Origin of the sequence: Burkholderia sp. Tr-20355 (assembly GCF_017104685.1) — a bacterium.
In the GTDB taxonomy this organism is placed as follows: Bacteria; Pseudomonadota; Gammaproteobacteria; order Burkholderiales; family Burkholderiaceae; genus Burkholderia; species Burkholderia seminalis.
The window spans coordinates 24085-49434 of record NZ_JAAGPK010000011.1 but is presented as its reverse complement, the minus strand read 5'-3'; the positions used below and the strand labels follow the sequence as shown (position 1 = coordinate 49434).

Annotated in this window: 21 protein-coding genes and 1 pseudogene; 16 read left to right on the top strand and 6 right to left on the bottom strand. The window is 67.9% G+C overall.

Annotated features, from left to right (window positions below):
- The first annotated feature begins 324 nt into the window (after positions 1-324).
- From G3N62_RS04500 to G3N62_RS04480, 5 genes are all read left to right on the top strand, one after another.
- Complete coding sequence (locus G3N62_RS04500) at positions 325-1107, top strand: Crp/Fnr family transcriptional regulator (protein WP_034191554.1); 783 nt, start codon at positions 325-327, stop codon at positions 1105-1107.
- A 2-nt stretch (positions 1108-1109) separates the two neighbouring features.
- Complete coding sequence (locus G3N62_RS04495) at positions 1110-2525, top strand: undecaprenyl-phosphate glucose phosphotransferase (protein WP_241012844.1); 1416 nt, start codon at positions 1110-1112, stop codon at positions 2523-2525.
- Positions 2526-2810: 285 nt separating this feature from the next.
- Entirely contained in the window at positions 2811-3851 is a 1041-nt protein-coding gene (locus G3N62_RS04490) for a glycosyltransferase family 1 protein (protein WP_226103918.1), read from the top strand.
- A 301-nt stretch (positions 3852-4152) separates the two neighbouring features.
- Positions 4153-4545, top strand: coding sequence for a TraR/DksA family transcriptional regulator (locus G3N62_RS04485; RefSeq protein WP_034191552.1), 393 nt, complete (start codon positions 4153-4155; stop codon positions 4543-4545).
- A 152-nt stretch (positions 4546-4697) separates the two neighbouring features.
- Entirely contained in the window at positions 4698-6425 is a 1728-nt protein-coding gene (locus tag G3N62_RS04480; RefSeq protein ID WP_124669383.1) for a helix-hairpin-helix domain-containing protein, read from the top strand.
- Between the two features lie 53 nt (positions 6426-6478).
- Here G3N62_RS04480 and ald read toward each other — a convergent pair whose 3' ends face one another.
- The gene (ald, locus tag G3N62_RS04475) at positions 6479-7594 is read right to left on the bottom strand and encodes an alanine dehydrogenase (protein WP_124669382.1); all 1116 of its coding nucleotides are present in this window, start codon (positions 7592-7594) and stop codon (positions 6479-6481) included.
- Positions 7595-7878: 284 nt separating this feature from the next.
- On the opposite strand from ald, the gene G3N62_RS04470 reads away from it, so the two are divergent.
- Entirely contained in the window at positions 7879-8295 is a 417-nt protein-coding gene (locus G3N62_RS04470; RefSeq protein ID WP_049032162.1) for a DUF3995 domain-containing protein, read from the top strand.
- Between the two features lie 12 nt (positions 8296-8307).
- Here the strand turns inward: G3N62_RS04470 and G3N62_RS04465 are convergent, their stop codons facing one another.
- Positions 8308-8892 carry an RNA 2'-phosphotransferase gene (locus G3N62_RS04465; RefSeq protein ID WP_049032163.1) on the bottom strand — a complete coding sequence of 195 codons (585 nt, stop codon included), beginning with the start codon at positions 8890-8892 and terminating at the stop codon, positions 8308-8310.
- A 603-nt stretch (positions 8893-9495) separates the two neighbouring features.
- Between G3N62_RS04465 and G3N62_RS04460 the strand changes: the two genes are divergently transcribed.
- From G3N62_RS04460 to G3N62_RS04445, 4 genes are all read left to right on the top strand, one after another.
- A complete protein-coding gene (locus G3N62_RS04460) occupies positions 9496-10236 on the top strand; it encodes a gluconate 2-dehydrogenase subunit 3 family protein (protein WP_124669381.1) in 741 nt (246 codons plus the stop codon).
- On the top strand, positions 10236-12014 hold the full coding sequence (locus G3N62_RS04455) for a GMC family oxidoreductase (protein WP_034191549.1): 1779 nt from the start codon (positions 10236-10238) through the stop codon (positions 12012-12014). Before G3N62_RS04460 ends, G3N62_RS04455 begins: the two co-directional genes overlap by 1 nt.
- Positions 12011-13432 (top strand): cytochrome c, encoded by a 1422-nt coding sequence (locus G3N62_RS04450; protein ID WP_034191548.1) that lies wholly within the window; start codon positions 12011-12013, stop codon positions 13430-13432. The genes G3N62_RS04455 and G3N62_RS04450 overlap by 4 nt, the downstream gene beginning before the upstream one ends.
- A gap of 208 nt (positions 13433-13640) precedes the next feature.
- Positions 13641-15356, top strand: coding sequence for a cation:proton antiporter (locus G3N62_RS04445; RefSeq protein WP_034191547.1), 1716 nt, complete (start codon positions 13641-13643; stop codon positions 15354-15356).
- 59 nt (positions 15357-15415) lie between these two features.
- On the opposite strand, the pseudogene G3N62_RS04440 reads toward G3N62_RS04445, so the two are convergent.
- From G3N62_RS04440 to G3N62_RS04430, 3 genes and pseudogenes are all read right to left on the bottom strand, one after another.
- Positions 15416-15775 (bottom strand): annotated as a pseudogene (locus tag G3N62_RS04440) (SDR family oxidoreductase); the annotation flags it as partial.
- A 138-nt stretch (positions 15776-15913) separates the two neighbouring features.
- The gene (locus G3N62_RS04435) at positions 15914-17806 is read right to left on the bottom strand and encodes a penicillin-binding protein 2 (protein ID WP_034191546.1); all 1893 of its coding nucleotides are present in this window, start codon (positions 17804-17806) and stop codon (positions 15914-15916) included.
- A gap of 422 nt (positions 17807-18228) precedes the next feature.
- Complete coding sequence (locus G3N62_RS04430) at positions 18229-18573, bottom strand: DUF3564 family protein (protein WP_034191545.1); 345 nt, start codon at positions 18571-18573, stop codon at positions 18229-18231.
- Positions 18574-19220: 647 nt separating this feature from the next.
- Between G3N62_RS04430 and G3N62_RS04425 the strand changes: the two genes are divergently transcribed.
- Positions 19221-20432 carry an SDR family oxidoreductase gene (locus G3N62_RS04425; RefSeq protein WP_059556453.1) on the top strand — a complete coding sequence of 404 codons (1212 nt, stop codon included), beginning with the start codon at positions 19221-19223 and terminating at the stop codon, positions 20430-20432.
- A gap of 54 nt (positions 20433-20486) precedes the next feature.
- Here the strand turns inward: G3N62_RS04425 and hpaR are convergent, their stop codons facing one another.
- Positions 20487-20927, bottom strand: a complete 441-nt coding sequence (gene hpaR / locus G3N62_RS04420) for a homoprotocatechuate degradation operon regulator HpaR (protein ID WP_034191543.1) — start codon at positions 20925-20927, stop codon at positions 20487-20489.
- A gap of 152 nt (positions 20928-21079) precedes the next feature.
- Here hpaR and G3N62_RS04415 point away from each other — a divergent pair, with 152 nt between their 5' ends.
- Genes G3N62_RS04415 through G3N62_RS04395 form a run of 5 tightly spaced genes read left to right on the top strand, consistent with a single transcriptional unit; the run spans position 21080 to position 25344 of the window.
- Positions 21080-21769, top strand: a complete 690-nt coding sequence (locus G3N62_RS04415; RefSeq protein ID WP_049036276.1) for a fumarylacetoacetate hydrolase family protein — start codon at positions 21080-21082, stop codon at positions 21767-21769.
- Entirely contained in the window at positions 21766-22530 is a 765-nt protein-coding gene (locus G3N62_RS04410) for a fumarylacetoacetate hydrolase family protein (RefSeq protein WP_034191541.1), read from the top strand. The genes G3N62_RS04415 and G3N62_RS04410 overlap by 4 nt, the downstream gene beginning before the upstream one ends.
- Before the next feature lie 22 nt (positions 22531-22552).
- The gene (gene hpaE, locus G3N62_RS04405; protein ID WP_034191540.1) at positions 22553-24016 is read left to right on the top strand and encodes a 5-carboxymethyl-2-hydroxymuconate semialdehyde dehydrogenase; all 1464 of its coding nucleotides are present in this window, start codon (positions 22553-22555) and stop codon (positions 24014-24016) included.
- 42 nt (positions 24017-24058) lie between these two features.
- The gene (hpaD, locus tag G3N62_RS04400) at positions 24059-24907 is read left to right on the top strand and encodes a 3,4-dihydroxyphenylacetate 2,3-dioxygenase (protein WP_124669380.1); all 849 of its coding nucleotides are present in this window, start codon (positions 24059-24061) and stop codon (positions 24905-24907) included.
- A gap of 44 nt (positions 24908-24951) precedes the next feature.
- Entirely contained in the window at positions 24952-25344 is a 393-nt protein-coding gene (locus tag G3N62_RS04395; RefSeq protein WP_034191538.1) for a 5-carboxymethyl-2-hydroxymuconate Delta-isomerase, read from the top strand.
- Positions 25345-25350 lie beyond the last annotated feature (6 nt).

Sequence of the window (25350 nt, the reverse complement as noted above, 5' to 3'; positions counted from 1 at the left end):
TTGTTCAGTCAAATCAATTGCGGTGTCCGTCGCCGGAAGAGTGTCCGGAAATGAGACGCTTTTTATGGTGCGAGGCCAAATATTCGGGCGATCCAAATCGAGTGTGATTCATATATTAAGGATGGGCGGCTATTGGCACGTAAATCGCTTATTCGAATTCGCGTGTCGAAACGGGGCGGCCGACTCAATTCGGCGGTAACAAGTCGATGGTCGGTCGGAATCAGGGTTGTGGGCCGCAACCGTTGTCAACGTCCGGACGCGCATTGCGATAACGAGTTCCGTGCACGCGGCTGCAGGCGGTGCGGACAATAAAGGGATACAGACATGCTTCATCTTCACTCGAGCTACACGGCGAACGCCATCCTCGATGCACTCCCGGAGGACAGCATCCGCACTATCGCACCGCATCTCGAACTGGTCCGGATCAAGGCCGGCATGCTCGACCGGGTCGGCGAGCCGATGCGCCATCTGTATTTTCCGACGACGGCGATGATGTCGGTGCAGCACCTGATGGAGGACGGCGCGATGGTCGAGGTGGCGGTGGTCGGCCGTGAAGGCGTGGTCGGCCTCGGGACGCTGGTGGGCGGCATCGCGGCGTCGAACCGGGTCGAGGTGCGCATCGGCGGGATGGCGTATCGCGTGCCGAGTTGCGTGATGCGTGCCGAATTCGAGCGATCGCCGCAGACGTACCGGCTGCTGCTCAACTACTGCCAGGCGACGATGGCGCAGATCTCGCGCAGCGCGCTGTGCAACCGTCATCACTCGGTCAGCGAGCAGTTGAGCCGCTGGCTGCTGCTCGCGCACGATCGCATCGACGGCGACGAGCTGGCCGTCACGCAGCAGACGATCGCGAACATGCTCGGCGTGCGGCGCGAAGGCGTGACGGAGGCCGCCGGCAACCTGCAGGAAGCCGGATTGATCCGGCAGCGCCGCGGCCGCATCACGGTGCTCGACCGCGACGGTCTCGAACACCATGCGTGCGAATGCTACGACCTGATTCGCGCCGACTATCGCCGGTTGCTCGGGGCGCGCGGGAATGCGAGGCCGGCGCCGGTTCGCCCGCGCCTGCCGGAGGTGCATCGCGGATTCCCGGCACATGGTGCATGACGATGCAGTCGACGTCCGGTGGAACGAATGCGATGCGGCGTGCCGCGATCGCGGCGCTCGATGTCGTGCTCGTGCTGGCGGGGACGCTTGCGGCGCAGGCCGCGTCCGGCCTCGCGTGGCGTGAGTTGTCCGATGCGCAGCGCGGTGCGATCGCGCTGCTGTGCGTGCTGACGGTGGCGCTGCTGCCGCGCTACCTGCGCGCCGTGCGTGGCGGCGTGGCGGTGCGGGGCGGCGCGCACGTGCTGACGCAGACGATGGTGGCGGTCGTCTGCGCGAGCGTGCTGACGGTGGCCGCCGCGATGTGGATCATGAATCGAGGCGGCACCGTCACGACACGCTGGCTCGTGCACACGGTGCTGGCCGGCGACGCGGCGTTGCTGCTCGGCCGCGCCGCGCTGCTGGCCGTCGTGCTGACACGCAACGACCCGCGTGCGCGGCAACGCCGTGTCGCCGTGGTCGGCGCAACGGCATACGGGCGCGTGGCGGTCGAGCGGATGCAGCTCGCGCCGAACGGCCCGTTCGTGGCGGCATGCGTCTTCGATGACGACGCACCAGCCGCCGCGAACGGCATCGGCGGCGTGCCGGTGATCGACGACTGGGCCACGCTGCGCGACATGATCCGCAACGGCGAGATCGACGAAGTGTGGCTCACGCTGCCGATGTCGCACGAATGGCGGATCCAGCGCATCGTGCGCGAGTTGCGCGACGAGTTCGTCGAGCTGCGGCTGCTGCCCGATGTGCGGCAGATGGCGGTCGTCGATCGCTCCGCGACCGACGTGCTCGGCATGCCGGCGATCAATCTCGCGACCACGCCGAGCTCGGCGCCGGAGCTGTGGGCGAAGTTCGCGTTCGACCGGCTGTTCGCGTTCGGCGTGCTGATTCCGTTGCTGCCGCTGCTGTCGATCCTGGCGATCGCGGTCAAGCTGTCGTCACCGGGGCCCGTGCTGTTCAGGCAGCGCCGCAAGGGCGTGGACGGCCGCGAGTTCGACATCCTGAAGTTCCGGACGATGCGTGTGCATCGCGCGCAGCCGGGCGTCTTGCGGCAGGCCTCGCGCAACGACGCGCGCATCACGCGCGTCGGCGCATTCCTGCGGCGCACGTCGCTCGACGAGCTGCCGCAGTTCTTCAACGTGCTGTTCGGGCAGATGTCGGTCGTCGGGCCGCGCCCGCACGCGATCGAACACGACGACCTCTATCGGCAACTGATCGACTGCTACATGTACCGCTATCGCGTGCGTCCGGGCATCACCGGATGGGCGCAGGTGAACGGCTATCGCGGCGAGACGCGCAAGGTCGAGGCGATGGCGGCGCGCGTGAAATTCGATCTTTTCTACATGCAGAACTGGAGCTTCTGGTTCGACATGAAGATCATCCTGTTGACGGTCGTGCGCGGCTTCATCGGCCGCAACGCTTTCTGAGGATGGCGAATCGTCCGGAAAGCCGGGCGTTGTGCGGTCGAACGTACCGACCGGATCGGCGGCGGCGGACACACTGACGGCACAGCAGCATTCCGCTCAGCGGGGTGTCCGGCGGCGCCTCATCGTGCCGCAGCCATCGGAACAGTCACGATCATGTCAACGTCGATTCGGGAGCGCAGCGCACCGGTACTGCAGGAAGCGCGCGCGGAACGGGGCGTCGGCGCCGCCGCGCAAACCGCGCGGTTGCGGCGCCTCGCAATCAACGGAAAATTCACGGCGCAGCGCATGACCGGCGTTCAGCGCGTGGCCTACGAACTGACGGCCGAACTCGCGCGCCTCGCGAATGCCGGTGACGAACCGTCGCTCGTCGTGCCGGTCGATCACGATCCGGCGGCCATGCCGGCCGGCGCACGGCCGCAGACCGTCGGGCGCCGGCACGGCGCGCTGTGGGAGCAATGGACGCTGCCGCGCACGACGCGCGGACGAACCCTGTTGAGCCTGTGCAACATCGGCCCGCTGGTGAAGCGCGATCAGCTGCTGATGATTCACGATGCGGCGGTCTTCGATCTGCCGGCCGGTTATTCGCTCGCATTCCGTCTGTGGTACCGCTTCGCGTTCTCGATCCTGAAGCGGCGCGCGCGTCATATCGTGACGGTGTCGCATTTTTCGCGGGCACGGCTGGCCGCCCGGCTCGGGGTACCGCCGGCGCGCCTGTCCGTCGTACCGGGCGCGGTCGATCACATCGACCGGATCGACGCCGATCCGGGCGTGCTGTCGCGCCTGAATCTCGAGACGGACGGCTATGTGCTGTTCGTCGGGTCGCTCGCGCCGGGAAAGAATCTCGTGCGCGCACTGGCCGCGATCGCGTTGATGCGGGCGTCGCACCCGACGTTGCGCTTCGTGATCGCGGGCGGCGCCAATGCGAAGATATTCGGGGTACGGGAGGCAGGCCTGCGCGAGGACGATCCCTACGTCACGTGGGCCGGTTACGTGACCGATGGCGAACTGAAAGCGCTGTACGAGCACGCCGGATGCTTCGTTTTCCCATCGTTGTACGAAGGATTTGGCTTGCCGCCGCTCGAGGCGATGCGGTGCGGTTGCCCCGTCATCGTGTCGCACGAGGGCTCGCTGCCGGAAGTCTGCGGCGGCGCTGCGCTGTTCTGCGATGCCTATTCGCCGCCGGACATCGCCGCCGCAATCGCTCGCGTGATGGACGATCCCGAACTGCGGGCGCGGCTGCGCACGACGGGCCGCGAGCATGCGCGGCGGTACAGTTGGCAGCGCTCGGCGCGCGCGTTGCTCGATATCGTCCGTGCCGATACCTGACGGGCGGTGACGCGGTCCGACGCAACGGCTGGGTCGATCCCGGCGGCGTCTGCGTCGGACGAATCCGGCGACGCCGCGTTTCACATCCGTCCCCGATTTTCGGGCGCGCGGCCGGCCTGCTGATTCCGGTCAACACACGCGTGTTCAATGGGTTTATCCTGCGTCGAATGCGTCCGGCGCTTCGTGCTGCCGGGCGCGTATCCGGACGCGCGGCGACGGCGGTCACGCAGTTTCGCCGCGCACCGGCGCGACACCGCGCGCCGTACGCTTTCGCGCGGAACCCGGAACAGGAGAGACGGCCATGGCGCTCGACCCACAACAACGGCAGACGCTGAAACAGCGGCTGAACGAGAGCGAGCAGGCGCTGCGTGCGGAGATCCGCGCGAGCGAGGACCAGCGCGCGTCGGAATCCTACGCGGACCTTGCCGGCGCGGCGCCGGACGAGGGCGACGAGGCGAACGCGGACCTGTTCGTCGACGTCGATCACGCATTGATCGGCATGAGGCTGACCGAACTGCGCGCGATCGGCCGCGCCCTGCAGCGCATGCGCGACGGCAGTTACGGCGAATGCATCGATTGCGACGGCGCGGTGGGCTACGAGCGGCTGCTGGCGCGCCCGGCCGCCGAGCGCTGCACGCATTGCCAGTCGATCTACGAGCGGCACTACGCGACGACCCCGCGCGCTTCCCTCTGACGTCGCGGCCGCAACGGCGCTGCACGCGATGCGCAGCGGGCGTACGATGAAGGACGGGCGCCCGGTGGCGTCGACCTGCGATGCCGACGGGCGGGCAGGCGCCGTGGCGCCAGTACGCGGCGCCATCCACGTGGAAGGGAGCCACGCCGATCATGCCGATCCACAATGCCGAGTGCGCGGCCGTATTCGCCGAGATCGCCGACATGCTCGAGATCCAGGGCGCCAATCCGTTTCGCGTGCGGGCCTACCGCAACGCCGCACGGACGATTGCCGACTACGGTCGCGATATTCCGACGATGATCGCGAACGGCGACGATCTCGGCAAGATTCCGTCGATCGGTTCGGATCTTGCGTCGAAGCTGCGCGAGATCGCCGCGACCGGCACCTGCGAGCTGCAGCAAACGCTGCGCCATGCGTTGCCGGGTGCGATCGTCGAGTTGCTCGACGTGCCGGGGCTGGGCGCGAAACGCGTGAAGGCGCTGCATGATGCGCTGCACGTCGATTCGCTCGAACAGTTGCGTGCCGAAGCGAAAAACGGCCACGTGCGCGAGCTGCCGGGCTTCGGCGCGAAAACCGAAGCCCATCTGCTCGAAGCGATCGACGATCGCCTGCAGCGCGAGCCGCAACGCTTCCTGCTGCCCGACGCCGCGCGGTCGCTGATGCCGTTGCTCGACCGCCTGCGCGCGGTCGCGGGCGTCGGCAAGGCCGTGCCGGCCGGCAGTTTTCGTCGTCGCCGCGAAACCGTCGGCGATCTCGACATTCTCGTCACCGCACGCGACCCGGCCGCCGTCGCCGATGCGTTCGTCGGCCACGGCGATGTGGCGCGTGTGCTCGCGCACGGCAAGACGAAGTCGAGCGTCGTACTCGCCAACGGTTTGCAGGTCGACCTGCGCGTGGTCGATGCCGATGCGTTCGGCGCGGCGCTCGTCTACTTCACCGGATCGAAGGCGCACAATATTGCGCTGCGCAGGATCGCGCAGGCCGGCGGGCTGAAGATCAACGAATACGGCGTGTTTCGCGGCGACGAGCGGATTGCCGGCGACACGGAGGCCTCGGTCTATGCCGCCATCGGGTTGCACGAGGTGCCGCCCGAGCTGCGCGAGGATCGCGGCGAGATCGATGCGTCGCGCGCCGGCACGCTGCCGGCCCTGGTCGAACGCAGGCATCTCCATGGCGACCTGCATGCGCATACCGACGCGGCCCGTGCGCGCGGGCTCGCTTATCTGGCGATCACCGATCGCGCACCGCCTGCCGACGGCGGCCGCCACGACTTCGAGTGGCTTGCGCGACAGCTGGACGAGATCGATCGCATCAATGCGTCGTTCGACGATTTCGTGCTGCTCAGGGGCGTGGAGGCCGGTATTCGCGAGGACGGCAGCCTCGATGTGCCCGACGCGATGCTCGGCCGGCTCGATCTCGTGGTCGGAGCCGTCCGCGATCACTTCGACTTGCCGCGCCAGGCACAGACCGATCGCCTGCTGCGCGCGATGGACCACCCGCATTTCACGATTCTCGCGCACCCGACCGGCCGCATGCTCGGCGAACGCGAGGCAGTCGAACTCGACGTGCCGCGCGTGATTGCCCAGGCCGCGGCGCGCGGCTGCTTCGTCGAACTCGATGCACAGCCGCGGCGGCTCGATTTGCCCGACATCTGGTGCCGCGAGGCCGCGCGGGCCGGCGTGCGGGTCGCGATCGGTTCCGATGCGTACGGCACGGACGAATTCGACAATCTCGCGTACGGCATCGATCAGGCGCGACGCGGCTGGCTCACGCGGCAGGATGTGCTGAACACGTGCACGCTCGCGCAACTGCGGCCGCTGCTGGCACGGACGATGGGCGAGGGCGGCGGGACGAAGCGGAGCCGGTCGAGGGGGGGATGAACGCGGGCGGCAACGCATGCTGCCCGCCGTGCGTTCATGTCATTCCGGCACGGTCACGCGAGCATGCCGGTCGCCGGCACATAGGGCAGGCCGAGCGCCAGCGCGACCGCTTCGTACGTGATGTGCCCGTCGCAGACGTTCAGGCCCGCGCGCAGATGCGGATCGTCGGTCATCGCCTGCTTCCAGCCCTTGTCGGCGAGCGCGAGCGCATGCCCGAGCGTCGCGTTGTTCAGCGCGAAGGTCGACGTGCGCGCGACCGCGCCGGGCATGTTCGCGACGCAGTAGTGCACGACGCCGTCGACGACGAAGGTCGGGTCGGCATGCGTCGTCGCATGCGAGGTCTCGAAGCAGCCGCCCTGGTCGATCGCGACGTCGACGACGACGGCACCCTTGCGCATCGTCGCGATCATGTCGCGCGTGACGAGGCGCGGCGCCGGTGCGCCCGGCACGAGCACCGCACCGATCACGACGTCGGCGTCGCGCACGGCTGCGTCGACCGTATGCGCATTCGAGCAGACGGTCGAAATCCGGTTGGCGAACACGAGGTCGAGCTGGCGCAACCGGTTGACGTTGTTGTCGAGCACGGTGACGCGTGCGCCGAGGCCGACCGCCATCTGCAGCGCGCCGGTGCCCACGACACCCGCGCCGAGCACGACGACGTGCGCGGCCGGCACGCCGGGCACGCCGGCCATCAGCAGGCCGCGGCCGCCGCGCGGGCTTTCGAGGTGGGTTGCCGCGACCTGGATCGACATGCGTCCGGCCACCTCGCTCATCGGCGCGAGCAGCGGCAGGCCGCCGCCGGGGCCCGTCACGGTTTCATACGCGATGCAGACCGCGCCGGATTTCACGAGCGCGGCCGCCTGGTCGGGATCGGGCGCGAGATGCAGGTACGCGTAGAGGATCTGGCCGCGTCGCAGCATCGCGCATTCGGCCGGCTGCGGCTCCTTGACCTTGATGATCATGTCGGCGCGCGCGAAGACTTCGTCGGCGCCGTCGCAGAGCGATGCGCTGGCGGCGGTGTAGTCGTCGTCGAGCAGGCCGATCGCGGTGCCCGCGCCGCGCTGCACGAGCACGCGATGGCCGTGCCGCGTGAGTTCGTGCGCGCCGGCCGGCGTGAGGCCGACGCGATATTCTTGGTTCTTGATCTCCTTCGGCACACCGATCAGCATGAGTCGCCTCCATGGCCTTCGTTATCGTTGTCGTGCGGTCGGTACGATGCTGCGGCGTGCCGACCGCGGTACTGGAATAACAGGGTAGTAGCGCGCGAAGGGAAGTCAAGCGGCCGGCCCGGGCGACTGGCACGCGCACTGCATCGCACCACGTGCTGCCACGGGTTGCGACCGCAGGTCGCAATGCACGCGTCGCCGGGTTTCGGTATCGTCATGCGTGGCGCGGGCCGGGGCCGCGCGCCGGAACCCTTCCGGCAGAACAACGAGACAAGGACACGAACGACATGACCGGCGCGTATTTCAGCGTGCCGACGCTTTGCGCGATCGCGCTCGTACACGTCTACTGGGCGTTGGGCGGGCGGCGCGGCAAGCGTGCGGCGATTCCGGAACTGGATGGCGTGCCGCTGCTGCGGCCGACCGCGATCGGCACGCTTGCCGTCGCGGCGGCGCTGCTGGGCGGCGCATGCGTGGTGGCCGCGCGTGCCGGCTGGCTGGGGCGTAACGCGTATCCCGGCACGATCGCGTTCGCGGTCGTTGCGCTCGCACTGATCTTCGCGGTGCGCGCCGTCGGCGATTTCCGCTACGTCGGCTTCTTCAAGCGCATTCGCGGGTCGCGTTTCGCACGGATGGACTCGCTGTATTACTCGCCGCTGTGCGCGGCGCTGGCGCTGTCCATCGCGTCGATGTTCTGGCCGCGGTGAGCGGCGGGCGGTTCAACCCGCGGGCGCATCGATCGGCGCAAGGCATTCGGCCGGCACGGCGTCGGTCAGCCAGACGCCGTTTTCGGCAATGAAGAACGTGCGGCCCTGCCGGTGCATGCGCTGCGCGCCGACCTCGAGAATCACCGGCACGCCGTAGCGCGCGCCAACCGCCCGTGCCGTCCCGATGTCGGCCGACAGGTGCACGTGATGCCGGGCGCCGGGTTTCAGTCCTTGCGCACGAATCGAATCGAGGAAGCGCGTCGCCGTGCCGTGATAGAGGCGCTCGGGCGGCTGCGCGGCCGGATAACGCCGCTGCACGACGGGCGTCGAATGGCCCTGCACCGCGCGAATGCGCTGACCGTCGTCGGAAAGCGCGAAGCGCTGCTTGTCGCTGGTTGCACAGACGCTTTCGATCGTCGCGCGATCGAGCCGGTGTCCGTGACGGGCGGCGCCGGCAATCAACCGACCGATATCGGCCCAGCCTTGCGCATCGAGTTGCAGGCCGATCGCCTGCGGCTCGTGGCGTAGCAGGTAGCTCAGATATTTGCTGATGCTGGTCGAATCGGGCGCCAGCGATTTGTTTTTCCGGGTATTCATGAGAGGCGGAGGCTACCAGGGTACGGCGCGCTCCGGCGCCGTCGCGTGGTGCCGCGTGGCTGGAAAGAGACAGCTCTCCGGGTACGTCCTCCAGGCAACGAACGCCTGCCTGCCCCCTTCATCCACCTGCGATCGCGCGCATCCTTGCGCATTCCGGTTTTCAGATTTTTCAATTGTTGCGATTTTCGATGCATTGAATTGCATCGAACCCTGTAGCAATGGAACCGGTTCCAGCTATAATTCGCCGCACTCGTCGCCGGGCCCTAAAGAGGGTCGTGCACGTTGCGCTTGCCGTCGGCAAACGCGGCGCCTAAGTTGAACAAGGGTCATGGCGATGGCAGCAGATGCCGGTCGAAAGGCCGCTATTTGTCTGACGATAGGGCCCGTTAAGAGGTCGATCCGTGCAGCGCGCCGCCGTCGCCGGCGCGACGCGCGGCCGCATGAAGGCGTCACCGTGTATCGCGCGGCCGTTGCCCGCATCGAGGTTGTTCGCAACATATGAAGAACAGGACGGCCAGCCGCATGCGGCACGGCTTCCGGCCGGCCACGCGGCATGCGGAATGCGCGTGGCCGGCGCCGATCCCCAACGATCAACATCCGACCATGTCCACGCCACCTGACAAACCCAACTCGCGCCGCCGTTTCCTGCGCACGTCGGTCGCGCTCGTGCCGATCGCGTCGGTCGCCGGCTGCGACCTGCGCTCGTCGTCGCCGTCCGCGACGACGGCCGGCAGCGCGCCCGCCGCATCGTCCAGCGCCGAGCGCGCCCCGTACAAGCCGACCTTCTTCGATGCGAAGGAGTGGGCGTTCGTCCAGGCCGCCGTCGACCGGCTCGTCCCGGCCGACGCCGAAGGCCCCGGCGCGCTCGAATCGGGCGTGCCCGAATTCATCGACCGCCAGATGGAGACGCCGTATGCGCACGGCGCGACGTGGTACATGCAGGGGCCGTTCCAGCAGGGCGTGCCCGAGCTGGGTTACCAGTTGAAGCTGGTGCCCCGCGACATCTACCGGCTCGGCATCGCGGCCGTCAACCGTTATTGCGAAAAGGCGCACGGCAAGGCGTTCGCGGATCTCGACGCACCGACGCGCGACACCGTGCTCGGCGCGCTGGAGAAGGGCGCCGCGCAGATCGACGACGTCCCGCCCGGCGTGTTCTTCGGCCAGTTGCTGCAGAACACGCGCGAAGGTTACTTCTGCGATCCGGTGCACGGCGGCAATCACGACATGGCCGCGTGGAAGATGATCGGCTTTCCGGGCGCACGCGCGGACTTCATGGATTTCGTCAACCAGAGCGGCAAGCCCTATCCGTACGGGCCCGTCTCGATCAACGGGGAGCGCAGCTGATGGCCGCAGAGAAAAAGCCGCATGTCGATGCGGTGATCGTCGGCTTCGGCTGGACCGGTGCGATTCTCGCGAAGGAACTGACCGAAGCGGGCCTGAAGGTCGTCGCGCTCGAGCGCGGCGAATATCGCGATACGTACCCGGACGGCGCGTATCCGAACACGATCGACGAGTTGACGTACAACATCCGCAAGAAGCTGTTCCTCGACCTGTCGAAGACGACCGTGTCGATCCGCCACGGCCTGCAGGACACCGCGCTGCCGTACCGGCAGCTCGCCGCGTTCCTGCCGGGCGAAGGCGTCGGCGGCGCGGGGCTGCACTGGTCGGGCGTGCATTTCCGGATCACGCCGGAAGAGCTGCGCCTGCGCAGCCACTATGAAGAGCGCTACGGCCGGAAGTTCATCCCCGAAGGGATGACGATCCAGGATACGGGCGTGACCTACGACGAGCTCGAGCCGCATTTCGACTTCGCCGAGAAGGTGTTCGGCACGTCGGGGCAGGCGTACAAGGTCGGCGGCAAGGTGGTCGGCGACGGCAACGTGTTCGAGGCGAACCGCAGCGACAACTTCCCGCTGCCCGCGCAGCTCAATACGTATTCGGCGCAGCGCTTCTTCGACGCCGCCAAGTCGCTCGGCCTGCATCCGTACCGGCTGCCGTCGGCGAACACGTCGGGCCCGTACACGAACCCGTACGGCGTGCAGATGGGCCCGTGCAACTTCTGCGGCTACTGCAGCGGTTACGCGTGCTACATGTACTCGAAGGCGTCGCCGAACCTGAACATCCTGCCCGCGCTGAAGCAGGCGCCGAACTTCGAGCTGCGCTCGAAGTGCCACGTGCTGCGCGTCGACCTCGACGACACGAAGAAGCGCGCGACCGGCGTGACCTACGTCGATCCGGCCGGGCGCGAAGTGCACCAGCCGGCCGATCTCGTGATCGTGGCCGCGTTCCAGTATCACAACGTGCACCTGCTGCTGCTGTCGGGCATCGGCAAGCCGTACGATCCGGTCTCGGGCGAGGGTGTCGTGGGCCGCAATTTCGCGTACCAGAACCTGTCGACGATCAAGGCGTTTTTCGACAAGGACACCTACACGAATCCGTTCATCGGCGCGGGCGGCAACGGCGTCGCGGTGGACGATTTCAACGCGGACAACTTCGACCACGGCCCGCTCGGCTTCGTCGGCGGTTCGCCGCTGTGGGTGAACCAGGCCGGCGTGAAGCCGATCAGCGGCATCGCGACGCCGCCCGGCACGCCGCAGTGGGGTTCCGCGTGGAAGAAGGCCGTCAAGGACAACTACGCGCACACGATCTCGATGGACGCGCACGGCACCAACATGTCGTACCGCGACGTGTATCTCGACCTCGACCCGACCTATCGCGATTCGTACGGTCAGCCGCTGTTGCGGATGACGTTCGACTGGAAGGACAACGACATCAAGATGGCGCAATACGTGACCGGGCAGATGAAGAAGATCGCGGAAGCGATGGGGCCGAAGGCGATCAGCGTGTCGACGCGCGAGTTCGGCAAGCACTTCGATTCGCGCGCCTACCAGACGACCCACCTCGTCGGCGGCGCGATCATGGGCACCGACCCGAAGACGAGCGTGCTGAACCGCTACCTGCAGTGCTGGGACGTGCACAACGTGTTCGTGATGGGCGCGTCCGCGCTGCCGCAGGGCATCGGCTACAACCCGACCGGGATCATCGCGGCGCTGGCCTACTGGTCGGCACGCGCGATCCGCGAGCAATACCTGAAAAATCCTGCCCCGCTGGTGACCGTATGAAGAGGACGATGAATTCCCTCGCCACGCGCCGCATGTCCTCGTGGTCGCGTGCCCTGGCGGCCGCGGCGAGCTGGGCCGTGTTCGGCCTCGCCGGCACGACGGCCGTCGCGCAACCGGCGGCGCCCGCCGCGGCTTCCGGCCCGGCGGCTGCACCGGTGGCCCGGTCGGCCGACGCGAGCCTGGTCAAGCGCGGCGAATACCTCGCGCGCGCCGGCGACTGTATCGCATGCCACACCGCGAGCGGCGGCAAGCCGTTCGCCGGCGGGCTGAAGTTCGACACGCCGATCGGCGGCATCTACTCGACGAACATCACGCCGGACCCGAAGACGGGTCTCGGCGGCTGGACTTACGAGGACTTCACGCGCGCGGTGCGCGAGGGCGTGCGCAAGAACGGCGACACGATGTATCCGGCCATGCCGTTCCCGTCGTATTCGCGCCTGACCGACGACGACATGAAGGCGCTGTACGCGTACTTCATGCACGGCGTCGCGCCCGTCGAGCACGAGAACCGCGCGGTCGACATCGTGTGGCCGCTGTCGATGCGCTGGCCGCTCGGGATCTGGCGCAAGCTGTTCGCGCCGGCGCCGAAGCCGTTCGATGCGGCGCCGTACACCGATCCGGTGGTCGCGCGCGGCGCGTATCTCGTACAGGGCCTCGGCCACTGCGGCGCGTGCCACACGCCGCGCGCGCCGACGATGCAGGAGCGCGGGCTGACCGATGCGGACGGCCCTGACTTCCTGGCCGGCGGCGCGGCGATCGACGGCTGGGTGCCGACGAGCCTGCGCGGCGAGCCGCGCACGGGCCTGGGGACGTGGAACGAAGCCGAGATCGTGCAGTTCCTGAAGACGGGCCGCACGCTGCGCACGGCCGCGTTCGGCGGGATGACGGACGTGGTCGGCCACAGCATGCAGCACATGACCGACGACGACCTGAACGCGATCGCGCGCTACCTGAAGACGCTGCCGCCGCGCGTGCAGGGCGAGCAGCCGCACGTATACGACGCGGCCGCCGCGAAGGCGCTGCAGACGGGCGACGCGAGCAAGCCGGGCGCGGCCGTCTATCGCGACAACTGCATGGCCTGCCACCGCAGCGACGGCCACGGCTACACGCGCGTGTTCCCGGCGCTGGCCGGCAACCCGGTCGTGCAGGGGGACGATCCGACCTCGCTGATCCACGTCGTGCTGGAAGGCAGCGCGCTGGAGGGGACGCGCACCGCGCCGTCGACCTTCACGATGCCGCCGTTCGGCTGGCGCCTGTCGGACCAGGAAGTCGCCGACGTGTCGAACTTCGTGCGCACGAGCTGGGGCAACACGGGGGCGCCGGTGACGGCCGCGCAAGTCGCGAAGGTGCGCAAGAGCGTGCCGTCGACGCGGCCGGAGCCGCCGCCGGGCGCGCGGTTCCCGCAAGCGTCGCGCTGACGCGGGCGGCGGGGCGCCGGCCCCGCCGGTTCGACCCGTTTCAGGGCGCCGGCCGCGACGTGCGGCGCCCGTCGTTTCGCCGGGGTTGCACCCCGCAAAAGCGCGCGGCAGCGTGAATTTTTCGCGGCCGCGCGCCATTCTTCCGCCTCATCCCTTATCCTTTCACTCTTGAACCTTACTAAATAGTTACAAGAGCTTGGGAGGGGGGATGCCTCATGACGTCAGCCTGATTGCGTTGCTCGCGGCCGGTTTCGGTCTCGCGATGATCTTCGGTTACCTCGCGTCGCTGCTGAAAATGCCGCCGCTGGTCGGCTATCTGCTTGCCGGGATCGTGATCGGCCCCGGCACGCCCGGTTTCGTCGGCGACCTGTCGCTCGCGCAGCAGCTTGCGGAAGTGGGCGTCATGCTGCTGATGTTCGGCGTCGGCCTGCATTTTTCGCTCGGCGATCTGCTCGCGGTGCGCAAGATCGCGCTGCCGGGCGCGGTCGTCCAGATTACCGTCGCGACCCTGCTCGGCGGCGGGCTCGCGCTCACGTGGGGCTGGAGCCTCGGCGCGGCGCTCGTGTTCGGGCTCGCCTTGTCGGTCGCGAGTACCGTCGTGCTGCTGCGCGCGCTGGAAGGGCGCGGGCTCGTCGAGACGGTCAACGGGCGCATCGCGGTCGGCTGGCTGGTCGTCGAGGATCTCGTGATGGTGCTCGTGCTGGTGCTGCTGCCGCCCGTCGCGGGGCTGCTCGGCGGCACGCCGCCCGGCGATACGCATGCGGCGGGCGGCAGCGTGTGGGGCACGCTCGGCGTCACGATGCTGAAGGTCGCGGCGTTCATCGCGCTGATGCTGGTGGTCGGCAAGCGCGTGTTTCCGCGCATTCTGTGGCTCGTCGCGCGCACCGGCTCGCGCGAGCTGTTCACGCTGTGCATGATCGCGGCCGCGGTCGGGATCGCGTTCGGCGCGGCGAAGCTGTTCGACGTGTCGTTCGCGCTCGGCGCGTTCTTCGCCGGGATGATGATGCGCGAGTCGGAATTCAGTCGGCGCGCGGCCGATGAGACCTTGCCGCTGCGCGACGCGTTCTCGGTGTTGTTCTTCATCTCGGTCGGCATGCTGTTCGACCCGAAGGTGCTGCTCGAGGAGCCGCTGCACGTGATCGAGGTCGCGGCGATCGTGCTGGTCGGCAAGACGCTCGCGGCCGTCGCGCTCGTGATCGCGTTCCGCTATCCGCTGAACACCGCGCTGACGGTCGGCGCGGGCCTCGCGCAGATCGGCGAATTCTCGTTCATTCTCGCGGGGCTCGGGCGTGCGCTCGGGCTCTTGTCGGCCGAGGGGCAGAGCCTGATCCTCGCGGTCGCGCTGATTTCGATCGCGATGAACACGCTGCTGTTCGCGATGATCGACCCGGCGCTCGTGTGGATCCGCAAGCATTCGGCGTTCGCGCGCAAGCTCGAGGCGCGCGACGATCCGCTCGCCGCGCTGCCGATGTCGACGCCGCAGACCCACTTGACCGGGCAGGTCGTGATCGTCGGCTACGGCAAGGTCGGCACGCGGATCGCGCATGCGCTGGACGAGCGCGGGATTGCCTATGTCGTCGTCGAGCAGAATCGCGAACTCGTCGAGAAGCTGCGCGCGGACGGCATCGCGGCCGTGTCGGGCGACGCGATCGAGCCGATCGTGCTCGTGCAGGCGCATATCGCGCGGGCCGGGATGCTGGTCGTCACGCTGCCCGACGTGTTCGACGTGCGGCAGATCGTCGAGATCTCGCGCACGCTCAACCCGACGCTCGAGGTCGTGCTGTGCACCAACAGCGGCGACGAGGCCGCGCTGCTGTCCAGCGAGGGTGTCGGCACCGTGTTCATGGGCGAGACCGAACTCGCGCGCGGGATGACCGAGCACGTGCTCGGCCGGATGGTGAAGCCGGTCGCGGCCGCGCATTGACGGCGCGCGGCATCGCGCCGCGCACCGGGCAGCGCGCGGCGGCCCGGGGGGCTTCGGTGTCAGTAGAACGTCTCGAGCGTCGGTTCCCGCGCCATCACCACGCGATTGCCGGCCAGAAGGCCGCCGTCCACCGGCAGCGCGACGCCGGTGATGATCCGAGCGGTCGGCGAACTCAGGAACGGCGCGGCCAGCGCGACGTCGTCGGGCGTCGCGAAATCGTCGGGCGGATACCCCTTTCTCGATTGCTCGAACACCTGCGGATTGCGCCGCACGTGCGCTTCCCACGCGGGTGTCTTCACCGTGCCGGGCAGCACGATGTTCGCGCGCGCGCCGTCGCGGCCCTATTCGATCGCCAGCGATTTCGTGTCGCTGATCAGCCCGGCCTTGGCCGCGCTGTAGGCCGGATGTTGTAGTCGGGCGCACCGGCAAGGCCGCCTGCGGCGCGCAAAAATTGCAGGAGAACGCGGCGGAACCCTCAAATGATGCGGGGCGTTCCTGGAACGTGGGATGAAAGCAGGGAAGGGCGACGCGCATCCGGCATCGCCCGGACGGCGACGTCAGCCTGCGGCAGCCTTCGCCGGCGCGGCCGTGCCGGATCGTGCGGCCGTCTCGAGCGGCGCGGATGGTTTCCGCGCGGCAGCCGTCCGGGCCGGCGAGGCCTTCGGCGCGGCTACCGTCTTCTGCGGCGCAGCCGCTTTTGCCGGCGCATTCTTCTCGGGCTCGACCGGCGCATCGGGCGGTACGCCGAGCAATTGCAGCGAGCCGCTCGTGACCGACGCGAACACCGGGCCGGCCACCGTGCCGCCGTAGTAGCCCTTGCCGCGCGGCTCGTCGATCATCACGGCGACGATCAGGCGCGGGTTGCTCATCGGCGCCATCCCCGCGAACAGCGCGCGGTACTTGCCCTTTGCATAGGTCGCGCCGACCTGCTTGCGCGCGGTACCGGTCTTGCCGCCGATCCGGTAGCCGTCGACGCGCGCGCGGCGCCCCGTACCGCCTTCGCCGACCGCCATCTCGAGCATCGAGCGGATCGACGCGGCCGTTTGCGGCGACGTCACGCGGTGGCCGCGATGCGCGTCGATCGTCTGCTGATCGGTGCCGTTCTTCAGCAGCGACACCGGGTGCAGCGTGCCGTCGCCCGCATAAGCCGTGTAGGTCTGCGCGATCTGCAGCAGCGACATCGACAGGCCGTAGCCGTAAGCCATCGTCGCCTGCTCGATCGGCCGCCAGCGCTTGTAGCCGCGCAGCCGGCCCGACGCCACGCCCGGGAACGTCAGTTCCGGCGCGCGGCCGATCCCGTACTCCTGGTACTTGTTCCAGATCGTTTCGGCGGGCAGGTTCAGCGCGAGCTTCGCGAGCGCGACGTTGCTCGACTTCTGCAGCGCCTGCGAAACCGTCAGCGACCCGTGGTTCGACGTGTCGTGAATCACGGCCGGGCCGATCTTGTAGGTGCCGGGCGACGTGTTGATGATCGTGTTCGGCGTGACCTTGCGTTCGTCGATCGACAGCGCGACGACGAGCGGCTTGATCGTCGAGCCCGGTTCGAACGTGTCGATCACCGCGCGGTTGCGCAACTGCTGGCCGGTCAGGCGGGCACGATCGTTCGGGTCGAAGGTCGGGTAGTTCGCGAGCGCGAGGATCTCGCCGTTCTGCGCGTCGAGCACGACGACGCTGCCTGCCACCGCGTTGTTCTCGATCACGGCGGCCTTGAGCTGGCTGTACGCGAGCTGCTGGATGCGGCGATCGATCGTCAGCTCGATCGTCGCGCCGTGCTGCGCGGGGACGAGCGGGCGCGTATCCGACACGATGCGGCCGAGCCGATCGCGGATCACCTCGCGTTGCCCCGACGTGCCTTGCAGGCGTGCATTCGCCGCGAGTTCGACGCCTTCCTGGCCCTTGTCCTCGACGTTCGTGAAGCCGACCACGTGCGCGGCCGATTCGCCTTCCGGATAGAAGCGCTTCGAATCGGCGATCTGCGTGATGCCGTCGATCGCGAGCTTGTCGAGGCGGCCCGCGGTATCGGCGTCCACCTGCCGCTTGAGCAGCACGAAGGTCTTCTCGTTGCCCAGACGCCGCTTCACCTCGACGAGCGGCATGTCGAGCAGCTTGGCGATCTGCGGGTAGTCGGTATCGGCGACCTGTTTCGGGTTCGCCCAGATTTCATAGGTCGACAGGCTGACCGCGAGCATCGCGCCGTTGCGGTCGACGATGCGACCGCGCATCGCGTCGAGCTCGATCGTGCGCTGGTAGCGCTTCTGGCCCTGTCCGACATAGAAATCCTGGTTCGCGACCTGCACCCAGAAGGCCCGCGCGATCAGCGCGGCGAACGCGAGGAACACGACGATCACGATCAACCTCGAGCGCCACATCGGCAGGCGCGACGCGAGCATCGGATTCTTGGTCGCGGCCGCGTACGGATCGGCGGGGTGGGTCTTCTTTTTCACGCTCATGCAATGGCCGGTTCGGGCCGCCCGTCGGCGGCAAATCAGTCTGGATAATGCGATTGTAATAAATGAGTAAACGTCGTGTGGGGAAAGTGTGTTCCGGCCCCGTGAAAAAACGTCAAAACGGCGACTTGGCCGGACATGAAAAACGAAGGCAGCAAAAAAGCACGACGAAAGCGGGCGGCCGACGTCACGGCAGGCAACGGGGGGATGCTCGGCAGGGGGGGCGATCCGGGTAGGCGGATTCGGGTGCCGGTCGAGCGCGACCGCCGACGCAGCGCGATCAATTGCCCGGGCCTCGATTATTTCTTTATGCCCGAAAATGAGAAACGCCCCGAAAGGGGGCGTCGATAATCATGAATATCGAAATGAATATCACTGGCACCGGAATAAACCCGAAAACCGCAGACGATTTACCTCGATGAATGCTATCGGGCAACGGAAATGAATTCCCGGTATTCCGGCTGGGTCGTGCAGCGATCGACCGCCTGCAGCCGCCATGCACCGGCGTGGTCGCCGGCGAGGACGGCAGGGCCCTGTTCGCGCTGCGTCGCGCCGAACGACAGCCCCTTCAACTGGCACACGGCGTTGCCGCCATCGGCCGCGCAGAGCGCCATCGCGCCCTCGACGTCGCGGACCTTGCCCCAGGCAGGGAGATCGATGCCCTGATGTGCCTCGCGCGACCACAGTCCCTCGTCGGTATCGACCCATAGAACCGCGAAAGCGTGCCGGGTTGCCGATTCGCTGCCATTAATCCGAATGGTGAGGCGCATTGTGATCGTCTCCTGAAAAATTGACGCATTCGACCGTTTTGACTTGATCAGTCTAGATAGACTGGTGTGAAACGCAAGTGATAATCCTCAAACAATCCTTATTGAGTTCATTCCGGTTTCAGATGGAACGACGTCTGACGATTCATGGTCGTTTCGGCGGTACTTGCCATCACGGGCGTTAGCGGGGATCGCGGTGTCGAGAGGCGCGTCGAAGGCGGTCGGGAGATGGGATGACCCGCGCGCGGGGCGCGTCGATCTGTCGCGCGCGACCGGCCACCGAAACGGTGCCGACGGATGCGACATGGCGCAGTCGGGAGACCGACCGGGCGGACGTTTCGTCGTGCAGACGGCGGGTCCGGCACGACACACTCCGACAATCGCGTACAAATCGGCACACTTTCACGAAACTTTCGGGACAGACTTGCATTCGGTCGGGCCCCACACTGGGAAGGTCCCGATCCTGTGCCGCGGACGCCCGTCCGCGGCGGCTGCCGCCATCTCGTGCCAGAGAGCGATCGACGCGATCGCAGGCCGCACGCCCGATCGGGACTGCCGGGGCCGCGTCAGCCCCGGCCCGGCCGTGAGCCGTGCGCGGCCCGCAACCGCGGGCACCGCGCCGCCCGGCCGATTCTTCGAAGGAGACTATCGTGCTGATCTGGAAAACCGCGTTGTCGCTCAACTGGCGGACGAGCCTCGTGTCGCCGGCCAGCGCACCGGTCGCGGCGGCGAACGTCGGGCGCCTGGTGCTGACCGGCGCAACCGGCTTCATCGGCAGTACCGTGCTGACGGCGCTCGTCAATGCAGGGCTGCTCGAACGCATCGTGTGCGTCGTGCGCGCGCAGGATCGCGGCCACGCCGTCGCGCGGCTGCGCGAGGCGGCGCTGCGCGCGGGGCTTGCGCCGTACTGGGCGTCGCGCCTGACCGATGCGAACGTGATCGTCGGCGCGCTCGGCGACGTGTGGCACGGCGCCGATGCGCCACGCCTCGCCGGGGCGACGCACGTGATTCACTGCGCCGGCCATGCGTCGCCGGCCGACGGCGCGCATCTGCAGGCCGACATCGCCGATGCGGTGCATTTCGCCGAACGCTTCGCGCGCGCGCCGCGCCTGCAGCGTTTCGTGTACGTCGGCACGGCCTATGCGCACGCGGGCCGCGGCGGGATCGTGCAGGAACAGGCGGCGGGCGCTGCGGCGAACGACCCGGCGCACGACGACGAAGGCCTGCCGGGTGCGGTGCTCGCGGCCGATTATCTGCACGCGAAGGCCGAAACCGAACAGCGCCTGCGCGCGCTCGGGCTGCCGCTCGTCGTCGTGCGGCCGTCGCATGTGGTCGGTCATACGGTGCTCGGCACGCGGCCCGCGCCGAATTCGTTCTGGATGTTCCGGCTCGCGCATGCCGCGCGTCGCTTCACCGCGCGGCCGATGACGCGCATCGACATCGTGTCGGTGGACGACGTGGCGCGCGCGACGATGCTGCTGGCCGTGAAGCCGACGCTCGCCCACGACGTCTATCACGTGTCGGCCGGCGACGAGGCGCCGCAGGTCGCGCAGATCGTGCGGGCGATGGACGAGGCGGCGGGGATGACGGGTGCGCCGCGCTACGCCGCGTGTGCGCCGGCGGAACTGCCGCTCGTGGTGCGAGACGTGCTCGGGCGGGCCGATCCGGCACTTGAGCGCGTGATCGGCCGTGCATTGCAGCGCTGCGGGGAATTCGCGACGGTCGATCGCGTGTTCGACAACCGTCGCGTGCGCGACGAAATCGATTTCGAGCCGTTGCCGTTCATCGATTACGTCGAGGAGTGCATGCGCACGTCGCGCGGCGTGGCCGTGACCGAGTTGATGCGCGGCGCGTTGCACTGACTGCCCGCGCCGCACCGCGCCCGTTCCCGCGCGCGGCGGGAGCGGGCGCTTTCCTTATGCGTTGCCGCCGAGTTCGATGAGCCGGTCGAGCGCGCGGTAGATGTCTTCGAGGCCGTCCTCGCCGAAGCGCGACTCGAGTTGCCGGTATTGCTCGTCGATGCGCGGACCGATCTCCGTCACCAGCTTCCTGCTTTGCGGCGTCAGGCTGACCAGCAGCCGGCGCTGATCTTCCTGCGCGCGCGTGCGCGTGATCAGGCCGTCGCGCTCCATCCGTTCCAGCACGCCGGTGAGGCTCGGGCTCAGGATGCAGCAGCGCCTGGCGATCTGTCCCGCCTCGAGCGCCTGCGCCGGTTCGCCGTCGAGCACGCGGATGATCCGCCATTGCTGTTCGGTCAACGCGAATTCCTTGAGAATGGGGCGAAACAGACCCATCAGCGTTTCGCGGGCCTCGAGCAGCAGCATGGCCAGGTTGCGATGGTCGAGCGTACGGTTCATCGGGGTGGGTAAAGGACGGGGACGTATCAATCTTAACAGCCGAAGGAGATGGATTTCGCGTATCAGGGTAATCGAGGTTGCCAGCGTTCGATTGTTTACTTAAGATATTAACTATTGACGATGCGCCGCGACGCGCGGCAGGGGAATGACGCATGGAGCTGTCTTGCACGACCGCCGCGGCGCCGCCGTTGCCGGTCGCCATCGGTACCGTCTATGGCGCACTGCTCAACGAGCGCGTCGCGCTCGACGCGCTCGGCGACGCCGTGAACGCGCCGCCTTACGGCCGCCCGCCGCAGGCGCCGATCCTGTACATCAAACCCGCCAACACGCATGCGGGCGACGGCGCCGCCGTCGTCGTGCCGGCCGGCGTCGACGCGCTGGAAATCGGCGCGTCGGTGGCCGTCGTGTTCGCCCGGCGCGCGACGCGCGTGCCGGCCGCGCAGGCGCTCGACTACGTGCACGGCTTCACGCTCGCGAGCGACGTGTCGGTGCCGCACCCCGATTACTACCGCCCGGCCGTGCGCTTCAAGTGCCGTGACGGCTTCTGCCCGATGGGCCCGGCCATCGGGCCGGCCGCCGCGCTCGGCGACGTCGACGCGATCGGCCTGACGGTGCGGATCGACGGCGAACTGGTGGTGTCCGCGTCGACCGCCACGCTGATCCGCCCGGTGCGCGAACTGATCGCCGATGTGACCGCGTTCATGTCGTTCGACGCGGGCGACGTGCTGTTGCTCGGCGTCGCGGGCGGCGCACCGCGCGCCCGCGCGGGCAGCACGATCGAGATTTCGGCCGCCGGGATCGGCACGCTGCGGCATACGCTGATTGCGGAGGAAGCACGATGAAGACGGCGCGCGTGATCTACAACGGCGCACTGCATGCGGCCGAACCGGCCGGCGACGGCACGATCCGCCTCGATACGGGGCGCGTGGTCGCCGAGGAGGCGGTGGCGTGGCTGCCGCCCGTCGCGCCGCGCACGACGTTCGCGCTCGGCCTCAACTACGCCGACCACGCGAAGGAACTCGCGTTCAAGGCGCCGAGCGAGCCGCTGATCTTCCTGAAGGGACCGAACACGTTCATCGGCCACCGGTCGCGCACCGTGCGCCCGGCGGATGCGACGCACATGCACTACGAGTGCGAACTGGCCGTCGTGATCGGCCGGCCCGCGCGCAACGTGAGCCGTGCGCAGGCCGTCGACTACGTGGCCGGCTACACGGTCGCGAACGACTACGCGATCCGCGACTATCTCGAGAACTACTATCGCCCGAACCTGCGCGTGAAGAACCGCGATACCTGCACGCCGCTCGGGCCGTGGTTCGTCAGCCGCGACGAGATCGGCGACGCGGGCGACCTGATGCTGCGCACGACCGTGAACGGCCACGAGACGCAGCGCGGCAGCACGCGCGACATGATCTTCGACGTGCCGGCGCTGATCGAGCACATCAGCGGCTTCATGACGCTCGCGCCGGGCGACCTGATCCTGACCGGCACGCCCGAGGGGCTGGCGGACACGCAGCCGGGCGACGAGGTCGTGACCGAGATCGAAGGGATTGGCCGGCTCGTGAACACGATCGTCGGCGAAGCAGACTACTATCGCGCCGGCTGAGCCCGTCGCCCAAGGAGAGCACATGACCATCAAGCACTGGATCGACGGCCGCGAAGTCGAGAGCCGCGAGACCTTCACGACGCTGAACCCCGCGACGGGCGACGTCATCACCGACGTCGCGTCGGGCGGCGAGGCCGAGGTCGACGCGGCCGTGCGCGCGGCGAAGGCGGCGTTCCCGAAATGGGCGAACACGCCCGCGAAGGCGCGCGCGAAGCTGATGCGCAAGCTCGGCGAGCTGATCGAGAAGAACGTGCCGATGCTCGCGGCGCTGGAGACGCAGGACACCGGCCTGCCGATCGCGCAGACGAGCAAGCAGCTGATTCCGCGCGCTTCGGAGAACTTCAATTTCTTCGCGGAAGTGTGCGTGCAGATGAACGGCCGCACGTATCCGGTCGACGACCAGATGCTGAACTACACGCTGTACCAGCCGGTGGGCGTGTGCGCGCTGGTGTCGCCATGGAACGTGCCGTTCATGACGGCCACGTGGAAGACGGCGCCGTGCCTCGCGCTCGGCAATACGGCCGTGCTGAAGATGTCGGAACTGTCGCCGCTGACGGCCGACCAGCTCGGCCGGCTCGCGCTCGAAGCCGGCATTCCGCCCGGCGTGCTGAACGTCGTGCAGGGCTACGGCGCGACGGCCGGCGACGCGCTCGTGCGCCATCCCGACGTGCGCGCGGTGTCGTTCACCGGCGGCACCGTGACGGGCAAGCGGATCATGGAGCGCGCGGGCCTCAAGAAGTATTCGATGGAGCTCGGCGGCAAGTCGCCGGTGCTGATCTTCGACGACGCCGATTTCGACCGCGCGCTCGACGCGTCGCTGTTCACGATCTTCTCGATCAACGGCGAACGGTGCACCGCCGGTTCGCGGATCTTCGTGCAGCGCACGATCTACGACCGCTTCGTGCAGGAATTCGCGCGCCGCGCGAACAACCTGGTGGTCGGCGACCCGGCCGATCCGGGCACGAATCTCGGCGCGATGATCACGCGCCAGCATTGGGAGAAGGTGACGGGCTACATTCGCATCGGCGAGCAGGAAGGCGCGCGCGTGGTCGCGGGCGGCGCGGACAAGCCGGCCGGGCTGCCCGCGCATCTGCGCAACGGCAACTTCGTGCGCCCGACCGTGTTCGCCGACGTCGACAACCGGATGCGTATCGCGCAGGAAGAGATCTTCGGGCCGGTCGCCTGCATCATTCCGTTCGAGGACGAAGACGAAGGGCTGCGGCTCGCGAACGACACCGCGTATGGCCTTGCGTCGTATATCTGGACGCAGGACGTCGGCAAGGTGCATCGTCTCGCACGCGGGATCGAGGCCGGGATGGTGTTCGTGAACAGTCAGAACGTGCGCGACCTGCGCCAGCCGTTCGGCGGCGTGAAGGAGTCGGGCACCGGGCGCGAGGGCGGCGAGTACAGTTTCGAGGTGTTCGCGGAGATCAAGAACGTGTGCATCTCGATGGGTTCGCACCACATCCCGCGCTGGGGCGTGTGACGGTCGTTTCGCCGCGATAACGAACCAAACGGAGACTGAACGATGGGCAAACTGTCCCTCGCCGCGAAGATCACGCACGTGCCGTCGATGTATCTGTCGGAACTGCCCGGCAGGCATCACGGTTGCCGCGAGGCGGCGATCCGCGGCCACCAACTGATCGGCGAGCGCTGCCGCGCGCTCGGCGTCGACACGATCGTCGTGTCGGACGTGCACTGGCTCGTCAATGCCGGTTATCACGTGAACTGCAACGCGCGGTTCTCGGGCACGTACACGAGCAACGAGCTGCCGCATTTCATCCGCGACATGACGTACGCGTATCCGGGCAACCCGGCGCTCGGCCGGCTGATCGCCGAGACGGCCACCGGGCGCGGCATCGCGACGCGCGCGCACGAGATCGACAGCCTGGAACTCGAATACGGCACGCTCGTGCCGATGCGCTACATGAACGGCGACCAGCATTTCAAGGTCGTGTCGATCGCCGGCTGGTGCATGTGGCATCAGCTCGACGAAAGCCGCCGCTTCGGCGAGGCGCTGCTCGAGGCGATCGAGAAGAGCGATTCGAACGTCGCGTTCCTCGCGAGCGGCTCGTTGTCGCACCGCTTCAACGACAACGGCAGCCCCGAGGAATCGATCCACCAGATCAGCCGCGAATTCTTCCGCCAGGTCGACCTGCGCGTGGTCGATCTGTGGAAGCAGGGCGACTTCAAGACCTTCTGCGCGATGCTGCCCGAGTACAACCTCCATTGCCACGGCGAAGGCGGGATGCACGACACGGCGATGCTGCTCGGGCTGCTCGGCTGGGATCGTTACGACAAGCCCGTCGAGATCGTCACCGACTATTTCGCAAGTTCGGGCACCGGGCAGATCAACGCGATCTTTCCGCTCGCCTGAGCGCTGCCGCCTGCCAAGCAATCGAATCCGAACGGAGATTTGCCATGCCACACATCGTCGTCGAATACACCGCGAACATCCGCGACGACGCGCGCATTCCCGCGCTGCTGCGCACGATCAACGCGACGCTGATCGCGCAGGGCGGCGTGTTCCCGACCGGCGGCATCCGCTCGCGCGCGCTCGAACTGCAGGACTACTGCGTCGCCGACGGCACGGAGGACGACGCCTTCGTCCACGTGACGCTGAAGATCGGCTCGGGGCGTACCGACGCGCAGAAGAAGGCCGCGTGCGATGCGCTGTTCGATGCGATCAAGGCGCATTTCGCCGAGCTGTACGCGAAACGCTACCTCGCGCTGTCGATGGAACTGACCGAGTTCAGCGAAAGCGGCTCGTACAAGCACAACAACATCCACGCCCGCTACAAGCGGGCCGGCTGAACCCCA